This is a genomic window from Solibacillus ferritrahens, assembly GCF_037027585.1.
Taxonomy (GTDB): domain Bacteria; phylum Bacillota; class Bacilli; order Bacillales_A; family Planococcaceae; genus Solibacillus; species Solibacillus ferritrahens.
In genome coordinates, this window is sequence record NZ_JAXCLE010000003.1 from 249,663 (window position 1) to 261,655 (window position 11,993).

At 38.5% G+C, this 11,993-nt stretch carries 11 protein-coding genes; all 11 read left to right on the forward strand.

Going from position 1 to position 11,993, the window contains the following annotated elements:
- Positions 1–9 precede the first annotated feature (9 nt).
- The 11 genes from SNE38_RS05220 to SNE38_RS05270 all read left to right on the forward strand — a co-directional run bounded on the left by SNE38_RS05220 (position 10) and on the right by SNE38_RS05270 (position 11,812).
- Positions 10–1,221 carry an argininosuccinate synthase gene (locus SNE38_RS05220; protein WP_191703481.1) on the forward strand — a complete coding sequence of 404 codons (1,212 nt, stop codon included), beginning with the start codon at positions 10–12 and terminating at the stop codon, positions 1,219–1,221.
- Positions 1,222–1,367: 146 nt separating this feature from the next.
- Positions 1,368–2,741 (forward strand): argininosuccinate lyase, encoded by a 1,374-nt coding sequence (gene argH, locus SNE38_RS05225; protein WP_336046031.1) that lies wholly within the window; start codon positions 1,368–1,370, stop codon positions 2,739–2,741.
- 151 nt (positions 2,742–2,892) lie between these two features.
- Positions 2,893–4,512 carry an MFS transporter gene (locus SNE38_RS05230; protein ID WP_225223728.1) on the forward strand — a complete coding sequence of 540 codons (1,620 nt, stop codon included), beginning with the start codon at positions 2,893–2,895 and terminating at the stop codon, positions 4,510–4,512.
- Between the two features lie 276 nt (positions 4,513–4,788).
- A complete protein-coding gene (locus tag SNE38_RS05235) occupies positions 4,789–5,940 on the forward strand; it encodes a toxic anion resistance protein (RefSeq protein ID WP_336046032.1) in 1,152 nt (383 codons plus the stop codon).
- 144 nt (positions 5,941–6,084) lie between these two features.
- Positions 6,085–7,014, forward strand: a complete 930-nt coding sequence (locus SNE38_RS05240; protein WP_336046033.1) for an alpha/beta hydrolase — start codon at positions 6,085–6,087, stop codon at positions 7,012–7,014.
- 10 nt (positions 7,015–7,024) lie between these two features.
- The gene (locus SNE38_RS05245; RefSeq protein ID WP_191703477.1) at positions 7,025–7,405 is read left to right on the forward strand and encodes a hypothetical protein; all 381 of its coding nucleotides are present in this window, start codon (positions 7,025–7,027) and stop codon (positions 7,403–7,405) included.
- 209 nt (positions 7,406–7,614) lie between these two features.
- The gene (locus SNE38_RS05250) at positions 7,615–7,911 is read left to right on the forward strand and encodes a cytosine deaminase (RefSeq protein ID WP_336046034.1); all 297 of its coding nucleotides are present in this window, start codon (positions 7,615–7,617) and stop codon (positions 7,909–7,911) included.
- Between the two features lie 74 nt (positions 7,912–7,985).
- Positions 7,986–8,897, forward strand: a complete 912-nt coding sequence (locus SNE38_RS05255; protein WP_336046035.1) for a DMT family transporter — start codon at positions 7,986–7,988, stop codon at positions 8,895–8,897.
- Positions 8,898–8,951: 54 nt separating this feature from the next.
- Positions 8,952–10,079 carry a M20 family metallopeptidase gene (locus SNE38_RS05260; protein ID WP_336046036.1) on the forward strand — a complete coding sequence of 376 codons (1,128 nt, stop codon included), beginning with the start codon at positions 8,952–8,954 and terminating at the stop codon, positions 10,077–10,079.
- Positions 10,080–10,187: 108 nt separating this feature from the next.
- Positions 10,188–11,090: an acetamidase/formamidase family protein gene (locus SNE38_RS05265; protein WP_336046037.1), complete on the forward strand. Its 903-nt coding sequence runs from the start codon at positions 10,188–10,190 to the stop codon at positions 11,088–11,090.
- The gene (locus SNE38_RS05270) at positions 11,087–11,812 is read left to right on the forward strand and encodes an SIR2 family NAD-dependent protein deacylase (protein WP_336046038.1); all 726 of its coding nucleotides are present in this window, start codon (positions 11,087–11,089) and stop codon (positions 11,810–11,812) included. The genes SNE38_RS05265 and SNE38_RS05270 overlap by 4 nt, the downstream gene beginning before the upstream one ends.
- The last annotated feature ends 181 nt before the right edge of the window (positions 11,813–11,993 follow it).

The window sequence follows — 11,993 nt, forward strand, 5'->3', positions numbered from 1 at the left end:
GCAATTAACATGGCAAACAAGAAAGTCGTATTAGCATATTCAGGTGGTCTTGATACATCAGTAGCAATTCCATGGTTAAAAGAACAAGGTTGGGACGTAATTGCAGTATGCCTAGATGTAGGTGAAGGAAAAGATCTTGAATTTATTAAAAACAAGGCACTTCAAGTAGGTGCTGTTGAATCATATATGATTGATGCAAAAGATGAATTTGCGGAAGAATATGCACTAATTTCATTACAAGGTCATACATGGTACGAGCAAAAGTATCCATTAGTATCTGCATTATCTCGTCCATTAATTTCTAAAAAATTAGTCGAAATTGCAACTGAAACAAACGCAGACGCTGTTGCACACGGTTGTACAGGTAAAGGGAATGACCAAGTACGTTTTGAAGTATCGATTAAAGCGTTAAATCCTGATTTAGAAGTTTTAGCACCTGTACGTGAGTGGGGCTGGAGCCGTGATGAGGAAATCGAATACGCTGCAAAACATGGTGTGCCAATCCCGGCAACAATCGATTCACCATTCTCAATCGACCAAAACTTATGGGGTCGTGCCAACGAAGCAGGCGTAATGGAAGATCCTTGGGTAGCACCACCTGAAGAAGCATATGGCTTAACAGTATCGGTAGAAAATGCGCCGGATACTGCAGAATATGTGGAAATTGAGTTCGTTGAAGGTAAACCAGTTTCTATTAATGGTAAAGAAATGAAACTAGCGGATTTAATTGAAGAATTAAATAAAGTTGCAGGTAAACATGGTGTTGGCCGTATTGACCACGTTGAAAACCGTTTAGTTGGTATTAAATCTCGTGAAGTATACGAAATTCCAGGTGCAAAAGTGTTACTTACTGCGCATAAAGAGTTGGAAGATATCACATTAGTAAAAGAGCTTGCACATTTTAAGCCAATCATTGAACATAAATTATCAGAAATCATTTATAACGGTCTTTGGTTCAACCCGATCCGTACAGCGTTGGTAGCATTCTTGAAGGAAACGCAAAAGTACGTAAATGGTACAGTACGTGTGAAATTATACAAAGGCCATGCAATTGTTGAAGGCCGTAAATCAGCAAATTCTTTATACTCTGAAGAATTAGCTACGTATTCTAAGCACGATAAATTCAACCATGCATCGGCTGTTGGCTTCATCGAACTATGGGGTATGCCAACTGTTGTTGCTTCTGAAATTGCAAAAAATACGAAACAAACAGTAAAATAATTAAAATATATTGAAGTGAGCGATTCGGTTCCCGAGTCGCTTCTTCTTTTAACTTCAATTAATAAGAGCTATTGCTCATATCGGAGGTTAAAGCCTCTATTAAATACAATGATATCGAGGCAAAACGGATAAGGAGAGAAATCATTATGGCAAAATTATGGGGCGGACGTTTCCAAAAGTCAGCGGAAAGCTGGGTAGACGAGTTCGGAGCATCAATTGGCTTTGATCAGCAATTAGTATTGGAAGATATTGAAGGTTCTGTAGCACATGTAACAATGCTCGGTGCACAAAATATTTTACCTGCTGAAGATGTAACGAAAATTTTGGACGGTTTAGCACAATTAAAAGTAAAAGCAGAAGCTGGCGAATTGGAATTCTTAGTTGCGAATGAAGATATCCATTTGAATTTAGAAAAAATGCTAATCGATTTAATTGGACCAGTAGGAGGAAAACTACATACTGGGCGTTCTCGAAATGACCAAGTTGCAACAGATATGCATTTGTTTTTAAAGAAACGTGTACCTGAAGTTGTTGGATTAATTGAGAATTTCCAAAAAACAATCATTGCGCAAGCCGAAGACAATATCGAGACAATCGCACCTGGCTATACGCATTTACAGCGTGCACAGCCGATAAGCTTTGCTCATCATTTAATGGTATACTTCTGGCAATTAGAGCGTGATAAAGAACGCTTTATCGAATCGATGAAGCGCATTGATATTTTGCCTTTAGGTGCCGGTGCGATGGCAGGTACAACTTTTCCGATTGATCGTCTTAAATCAGCGGAACTACTAGGTTTTTCTCAAGTTTATGCCAACTCAATGGATGCGGTAAGTGACCGTGATTTCATCGTGGAGTTTTTATCAAATTCTGCATTATTAATGACACACTTATCCCGTTTTGCTGAGGAAATTATTATTTGGTCAACAGATGAATTTAAATTCATTGAGCTGGATGATGCGTTTTCAACAGGTTCATCCATTATGCCTCAAAAGAAAAATCCGGATATGGCAGAACTGATTCGTGGTAAAGCAGGACGTGCATTCGGTAATTTAGTCGGTCTTTTAACGGTTTTAAAAGGAACGCCATTAACGTACAACAAAGATATGCAGGAAGATAAAGAAGGCATGTTTGATACGATGGAAACGGTACTTGGCTCTCTTAAAATCTTTGAAGGAATGGTACGCACAATGGTCGTGAATAAACCACGTCTTCATAGTGCAGTTCATTCAGACTTCTCCAATGCGACAGAGCTGGCTGATTACTTAGCGACAAAAGGGATGCCATTCCGTGAAGCGCATGAAGTAACTGGTAAACTCGTATTTACATGCATCCAACAAGGGATTTATCTATTAGATTTACCTTTAACTGAAATGCAAAAGGAATCCGCTTTAATAGAAGAGGATATTTATGAAGTGCTAGCTCCAGAAGCAGCAGTACGTCGTCGTAATTCACTTGGTGGCACAGGCTTTGAGCAAGTTGCCAATCAAATTGAAATTGCTAAAACACACTTAAAATAATGCATAAAAGATGCTCTGTAATCATAAAAATTATGGAGCATCTTTTTGCTATCTCCAGCTCTCAATTTAAATCTTTTGCCTACATTAAGTTTTTTTTAGAAAGTAGGTTTTTTTTGAGTTATAATATTAGTCATCTTAACAAGAAAGGTGAATGAAAGTGACCAATTCTAAATCTTCTCAAACCTGGGCAATTACGTTGTTTGCCATAGGTGTTTTTATGGCCGCTCTTGATAATGGAATAATTAGCGCGGCTTTAACGACAATTAATCAGTCTTTCAATGTGGAAGCAAACTGGGGAGCATGGGGGATAACGTTATATACACTCGGATTGGCAATTAGTGTACCAATTGTAGGTAAGCTTTCAGATCGTTACGGTCGGAAAAAGTTATTTATCGTGGAGATTGCACTATTTGGTCTCGGTTCGTTACTTGTAGCGCTTAGTCCTAACTTTACATTTTATTTAATTGCCCGGTTTATTCAGGCTATGGGCGGCGGTGGTATTTTCATTATCGGTACCTCTTATGTTGTTAGTACATTGCCTGCTGAAAAACAAGGGAAAGCTCTCGGTATGCTTGGCGGGATGAATGGTATTGCTGCCGTTTTAGGTCCGAATATCGGAAGTGTTATTTTGGATTTAACAGGAAGCTGGCACTGGTTATTTTTAATCAATGTTCCGATTGCTGTATTCCTTGTCATTATGGGCATCACAAAGCTAGAGGAAATTAAAGATCCTACACCTGGAAAGCTCGATATGACAGGCACCGTGCTATTATCGATCGCTATTTTAGGAATCATGTACGGGTTAACAAATATTACAGGGCTTAATTTCTTTAAATCGTTATTGGCGACAGACGTATATCCGTTTTTATTAGCTGGAATTATTATATTAATTATTCTTTATTTCTATGAAACCCGCTTGGAACGAAAGGGTGGCGACCCGATATTACCGGTGTCATTAATGCGTCAGCCAACGTATTTACTAACATTATTACTTGGGCTTTTATCTGGAGCAATGCTTGCTGCGATGATCTTCATTCCCGCATTCTCAGAGCAGGTTATGGGCATTAAATCCGAGCATGCCGGTTATTGGATGACACCACTTGCAATAGCAGCAGGTATTGGAGCGGCAGTTGGTGGTATATTAGTCGATAAACGTGGTCCGATTTTAGCTGTATTATTTTCAGGAATTGTTGCTGCAATAGGGTTTTTCCTGTTCCCGGCATGGATTGATGCAAAATGGCAGTTTGTCATCGCATCGATCATTGGCGGTGTAGGTATGGGGGTTCTATTAGGTGCACCTTTAAATATTTTGGCGACTGAGAAATTGCAAACAAATAAAGGGACTGCACTTGCCTCGTTATCATTAATCCGTACGATCGGGATGACAATTGCTCCAACGATCTATGCAGGCTTCATTGCACGAGGGTTTAGTGAAATCCCAACAATCTTTAAAACAGATTTCCAATCGATTTTACAAAATAATGTTCAACAAGCCAATTTAACCGAGGAAGCGACAGCCGAGCTTGCGCAAATTGGTAGCCAGTTTGCAGGTAGTGCAGAGTTTTCTGAACAGCAGATGATGGGCATTGTACAAAATATTCAGGATCCCGCATTAAAGAATGCTGTTTTGAACTCGGTGAATGAAGTGACTACAATGGCTGCGCAGAGCGGTTATAGTGGATTGTTTTATTCGGCTGTTGTTATCGCAATATGCATTTTTGTGACGGGTCTAATTTTAAAGCCGATACGAAATAAATCTTTACAACATTAAAATAATTGGTTTACATTAATGACTTTAGGGTAATTTAATTATAGACTCATGCAAAGCCTGTATGGGTGTGAAGTCTCTCCCCCAATAGTAGACTTGAAAAAATGTCCTTTTTGTATAAAAGGGCATTTTTTTCGTCATTTTAAGTAGGGGTGCTAAAATCACTGATAAATTATAGATAATAAAAGTTCGTTTCAGTTATAATTACCAGTAAGAGGATGAAACTTTTCACTTGTTTTGACGTAAATACTAATAGTACATAGAACGGGGGAGTTAACGATGAACGAAAATCCATTATTTGAAGATTTAAATAAGCGTACAGAGCAGGACACAACGCAAACGACGGATTTAGTGGAACAACCGCAAAAACAGCTTGTATCCGAACAGGAGCTTTCACAGATTCGCCAGCGTCAGGAGCATTTAAAACAACAGCCGCAAGTTCAGCAGCTGGCTCAGAAAATTGATGTAAAAAATCAAATTGCGGTGTTGGAATTTGGGAAAGAAACAGCACAGGGCATTTCTAAGTTTTCGGACCGTATGCTTGCAACGATTAAACAAAGCAATTTAGAAAAATCAACGACATTACTGAATAATTTAAATAAAATTATGGACCGCTTTGACCCACAGGATTTCCAGGAAGAACAGAAAAAAGGCTTCCTAAAAAAACTGTTTTCAAAAAGTAAAGAGCAGCTGGAACGCATCCTGTCAAAATACGATTCGATGAATAAAGAAGTGGATGTTGTCTACAACGAAATTCAAAAATACGAAGTTGAAATGAAACGCAATACTATTCAACTTGAGCAAATGTATGATGAAAACTTAAATTATTTCCATTCTTTAAGTGAGCATATTGCTGCAATTGATATAAAGGTAAATGATTTGCGTCAACAAGTGCCCGCTTTATCGGCTAAAGCGGATGCAGGGGATCATGAAGCTATTATGGAGCTTGAGACGATTACACGTGGAATTGAGCTGTTAGAGCAGCGTGGCTATGATTTGGAAATGGCTCAGCAAGTATCGTTCCAGTCCGCTCCACAGATCCGCTTGATGCAGCAAGGCAATAATCATCTGATCGGGAAAATCAACTCGGCATTTGTTACAACGATTCCAATTTTTAAGCAAGGGCTCATTCATGCTGTTACAATGCAGCGTCAAAAGCTCGTATCTGATTCCATGGCTGAATTAGACCGCCGCACAAATGAGATGCTTGTACGGAATGCAGAAAATGTTCGTCAAAATTCAGTGAACATTGCCCGACAAGCCGGAAGCCCAAGCATTAAAGTGGAAACAATCGAAACAACTTGGCGTACGATTATTGCCGGAATTGAAGAAACGAAGCAAATTCAGGCAGAAACAGTCCGAAATCGTGAAGAGGGCCGTAAAAGAATCGAGCAGCTGCAACTTGAATATGAAAAATTAAAAACGCTATAAAAAGTATTTGGAAATCGGTTATTTTGCTGGCAAGCAAAGTAACCGATTTTTTTTGATCTCCGCCCTTTGCAAAATGTTACAATTTAGTTTATTCTTATAACATAGTAAGTTTATCGGAATAAAAAGAATTGGAGATGGGATAAAATGAATGCCTTATATGAACATACGAAACAATATTTGAATCAACTTAATGAATTACCTTCTTTAGCATCCCTTACGTACAAAGAAGCGAGAGAAATACGCGCTAAATTGCCGAAAAAAGAAGCGAAACTTGCCGATTTAGCAAAGATTGAAGATCGCTCTATCTCTATGCGTGATGGTGCAGAAATTGGCATTCGTATTTACACACCTCATGGAAACGGACCATTTAATATTATAATGTATTACCATGGTGGCGGGTGGGTTTTAAATGACCTGAATACTTGTCATGAAAGTTGTTCACGCTTAGCATTTACTACCGGTCAGATTGTCGTATCAGTCGAATATCGATTGGCACCTGAGCATCCATTTCCGATACCTGTCTATGACTCATTTGATAGTTATTTATGGGTGGTGCAGCACGCTGAATCTTTCAATGGCAATGCGCGGAAAATCTCGGTAGCAGGGGATAGCGCTGGGGGAAATTTAGCAATTGCGGTTTGTCAATTAGTTTCACAATCTAGCGAGCTTCAGCCGATTCATGCACAAATTTTATTATATCCTGTTACTGACTTGAGCTTTCATTCGAACTCCTATAAACTGTTTGAGAAAGGATTTGGTCTTGATAAAGATGTAATGCAATGGTTTAGCCGTTATTATATTTCATCTAGTCATGATGCTCAAAATCCACTTGCTGCACCATTGCTATTAAAGGACTTTTCAAACTTTCCGGAGACTTTAATTTTTGCTGCTGAGTATGATGTTCTTCGAGATGAAGCTTTACTATTTGGTGAGAAGTTATCAGTAATGGGAACGCCTACGAAAAGCATTATAATGGAAGGAATTGTTCATAGTTATTTCACACAAAATCATGTTTTTCATGAAGAAATTGCCTGTACAATTCAACATATAGAAGCCTTTTTGAATGATTTATAGGGGGAATATTGTGCAAGCTTTAAGTCGCAAATTTACTATTGCACTCATTACAACATTTTTATTTAGCTTTGCATTGGCGGTTGTCAATTATTTTACAGCTTCAGAAAAAGATTTATCATTTAGCACGCTAATATTAACCTTTATCGTGTTAAGCGCACCGATGTTTTTGCTCGTGGGTGTAATGACATCGTTCGTTTTTGAAAAGTTTATTCGTTCGCTGAAAATGAAATGGTTTAGTTATATCATCATAGGTGCTACTTTTACTATGCCATATGCGATTTATCTTTTTGAAGGAGCCGATTTGTTTCGTTTCTCCGTAATCGGTGCAATAGGAGCTGCTTTATTTTGTGGAATCCATATTATTTTTAATAAATATTTTTATAAAATTTAATAGATATAGACTAGTAAATAGTCGAGTAGTGTAAGGGTATAATAAAGGTTTTTGGACTTTTGTTATACCCTTTTTTTAATTTTCTGAACTTGTTTAATAAGGGGTTAATTTGGTGAAATTGGGTAAATAACATAATAAATTACTCAATACTTTAAGAAGCTAAAATTTTAAAAACAGCAAGTATCGGCTTGACGGAAAGGAAGACAAAAATGGAATTAAATTTAATGAAAATTGATGAGTTTCTAAAAATGCCAAAAAGTGTAATACGTAGAGCAAATGAGAGGGACGTATTAAGTATAAAAAATGAGCTGCTTATTTTATTGAATGAAAAAACGGAATTAGTAGATAAAATGCATATTCGGAAATTAATAAATGAAATTCAATTTTTAAATGTATTTGTCGTAAAAGACGACTATGAAAAAACTGTATTTTCCTATGAACCCCCAAAATACTATTCACCCCGAGTTACAATCAAGGAAAGCGGCTGGATTGAGCTAATTAAATAATAAATCTTATATTCATATAACTTTTATAATGATAAAATTTCCTTATGCAACGTTTAAGGAAAGAAGGTTTTATTTTGGAACGATTGAAAGGCATAGCTATGATTATTTTCGGATCAATGTTTTGGGGAGCAACAGGTCCGATGATGGAATGGATGCTGGATGAAACGGCCATGACTGCTGATTTTATGCTGGCCATTCGTTTAATAATTGCCGGCATTTTTATTTTAAGTATTATAGCTATGCAAAAAAAATCGATTTTTTCGATATGGAAAAGTAAATACTGGTCAACTCAGCTAATCATTTTTAGTTTAGTGGGGATGGCGGGGTTACAATATACTTTCGTCAAATCCATTGAAGTGAGCAATGCGATTATTGCTACGTTGCTACAATTTTTAGCCCCTATTTTCATTATTGTGTATACCTCAATTATATTTAAAGCATTCCCTGCACGAAGCCAGGTAATCGGCATAACGGGTACATTATTTGGCTTATTCTTACTGCTTACAAACGGTTCTGTGTCGAATTTGCTTGTTAGTGGTGAAGCGCTGATATGGGGGTTGTTTTTAGGCTTTACGTATGCATTTTATACACTGTATCCAGCGAGGTTAATGGCTGAAGTTGGCGTTATTGTCATTATTGGATGGGGAATGATTGTGAGCGGTCTAATTTTTACCGTAAAGGCACAGCTTTGGAAAAGTGATGAATGGGGTTTATTATTGGATCCTAATATCGTTTTACTGATTATTTCCATGAGTATTTTTGGGTCGTTAGCCTATATTTTATTTTTAACAAGTCTAAAATACATAACACCTGTTGAAACGAGTATTTTATCCAGTTTCGAGCCTTTAACAACGATGGCAATTTCCGTTGTTTGGCTTAGTTCTACATTATATAAATGGCAGTATTTCGGAATTTTATTAATGCTCCTATTTATTACTTATTTATCCATTGCGGGGACAAAAAAATCATCATCCACGAATGTCTAAGTGTATAACGCTTAGGCATTTTTGGGTATAGGTAAGGAAATGTGAGGTGTATTTATGGAAGCGAAGGACTATTTTAGCCTGCACGAACAGGATATTAAGGATGATATTAAACGCTTAGTATTGGCAGATTCTCCCTCTCAAAACAAAGAGCTTTTAGATATTTGCAAGGAAGTGATCCAGTCGATATTTTTTAAATATTTTCATATTAAAGCGACTGAATTTGCGATGGAGCATAATGGGAATCATTTGCGTTTTGAAATAGGCGAAGGGACAGAACAAGTCTTAATGATTGGTCATTATGATACTGTATGGGATGCGGGCTCCTTACCATACCGAGAAGAGGATGATAAGATTTTCGGACCTGGTATTCTCGATATGAAATCTGGTTTAGTAAGCGCCATCTGGTTTTTCAAATATGTTCAAAAAATGAATTTCCCGTTAAAACGCCGGGTTGTATTTTTTCTGAACAGTGATGAGGAAATCGGCAGTCCTACTTCAAGAGCCTTAATTGAAGAAGAGGCTAAAAAGTCCGTTGCGGCATTTGTTTTAGAGCCGGCTGTTGCTGTGTCAGGCGAATTGAAAATTGCACGTAAAGGGACATCCCGATATTTAATTAATATAAAAGGACTCGCATCGCATGCAGGGAATAATCCTCGTGATGGGGTTAGTGCAATTACAGAGGCTGCACGGCAAATTTTAAATATTGAGGCATTAAACGATTTCGAAAAAGGAACGACATTAAATGTCGGAATGGTACAGGGCGGAGGGAAATTAAATGTCATTCCGGATGAGGCACATCTTGGAGTGGACGTTCGATCGGTTACAAAATCCGAACAGGAAAGAATAGACGATTACTTCGAAAAATTAGAGCCTTATAATAGCCGCACACAGATCGATATCGACGGGGGCATTAATCGTCCGCCAATGGAACGGGATAAGGAAAGTGAAGAGCTTTTTGAAATTGCACAAGGTGAGGCAGAGGAACTAGGATTTGAAGTAGAGGACGCAGAAGTCGGCGGAGCAAGTGATGGCAACTTCACATCGGTTCATACCCCGACATTAGACGGTCTCGGACTTGTCGGTGATGGCATTCATGCAGAACATGAACATATTATTAAGGACAAGATTGTTGAACGGTTTGCACTGTTAACAAACACTTTACTGGAAGTAGTAAATGAATGATTGGAAATATGTAGTTTGTAATAAGCGAATTTGATAAGCTATGAATAGATGCAGAAGTTTATACACTATAAGCTTTTGCTTTTTTTATACGAGTAAAGGAGGGTATTCATGCATTATATAAAAAAAGAACAGGCAATTTATGCAATGGATAAAAACAATGCGCCCGCTATGACTGTTAACAATGGCGACCGTATCGTGTTCGAAACTTATGACTGCTTTACAAATCAAATACAAAGTGAAACGCAGTCTGTAAGTAAATTGGACTGGAATCAAATTAACCCCGCAACCGGCCCGGTCTATGTAAATGAGGCAATGCCTGGTGATGTGCTAGAGGTATTCATTGAAAAAATTGATATTGGTGATACCGTTACATTAATGACGGGACCTGAACTCGGTGTTCTAGGTGATGAATTAACGGAAATGACGATTAAACAGGTGAAAATTCAGAATAATCTAATTAAATTTACGGAAAATATAGAGATTCCTTTAAACAAAATGATTGGTGTTATCGGTACAGCACCTATTGGCGAAGCAATCAGTTGCGGTGTTCCTGATGTACATGGCGGGAATATGGATACGACAGCTATTACGGAAGGCACGACACTGTATTTACCTGTCTATGTAGAGGGGGCATTGTTGGCCCTTGGAGACTGCCATGCGGCAATGGGAGATGGAGAAGTGTCGGTTTGTGGTGGAGAAGTGCCGGCAGAAGTAACGGTCCGTGTGCGTGTGTTAAAAAACTGTCCAGTTCCGACGCCGTTTTTAATTCGAGACGGGCATTTATCGACAATCGCATCTAAGCACACACTGGATGAAGCAGCAGTCGATGCAACAAAAAATATGGTGAAGGCTGTCTTGGCGTATACTTCATTGAAAAAAGATGAAGCGATCCATTTACTATCATTAGCAGGTAATTTAAAAATTAGTCAAATAGTGGACCCAAATAAAACGGCGCGTATGGAGTTGCCGATCCGTTATTTAGCATCGCTTAATACTGAGGAATGGCTATGACTGTAGAATTATTGGCGCAGTGGATGAAGCAATCGAATAGTACAGTGGTGCTGACTGGAGCTGGAATGTCTACGGAGTCGGGTATACCGGATTTCCGTTCCCAATCGGGGTGGTGGCAAAATATTGACCCTCGTACAGTCGCAACAACAGATAGCCTCCAAAAAAATTACACATTATTTCGGGAATTTTACCAAATGAGGATTCAGGCGCTGAGAGAGTGTTCCCCGCATAAAGGACATCACATTTTAGCGGATTTGGAAAAGCGCGCTCTTATTTCATTAATTGCTACACAAAATGTTGACCAGCTCCATCAGCAAGCGGGGAGTAAAAAAGTAGCGGAACTGCACGGAAATATTATGACGGCACGTTGCCAAAAGTGCAACAAGCCACATGCTAAAGAGCAGTTTTTAAATAATGCGATTTGCACATATTGCTCAGGTAAATTGCGTCCGAATGTTGTGTTGTTTGGGGAAACATTGCCGATGGAGGCATGGAATCGCTCATTAAACGAAATTCAAAATGCCGAGCTAGTCATTGTAATAGGGACAAGCTTAGAGGTATACCCTGTTAATCAGTTACCGCAGATGGCTAAAGGAAGGCTTGTGTATATTAATCTGGATCAATCCTCTGACAGTGGACAGTTTGATTTAGTATTGGAAGGTACAGCGGGCGAAATTTTAGCGGAATTGGATCAAGCGTTGGAAGGTTATTGGAAGGGGTAAAAACAGGCTTGTAATATTTGAAGAGGGTGGAACAGAAGTAGAAATTTAATGGAGAAGCCTCTTATTAAGAAACGGATATTTTATAAAATTGATTGGAATGGAGGGCGACTCCAGCGGGAACAGCACGACGCCTGAGACTACAGGCTCAGGCCGTGCCCGCGGAAAGCGTCCCGGAATGGAA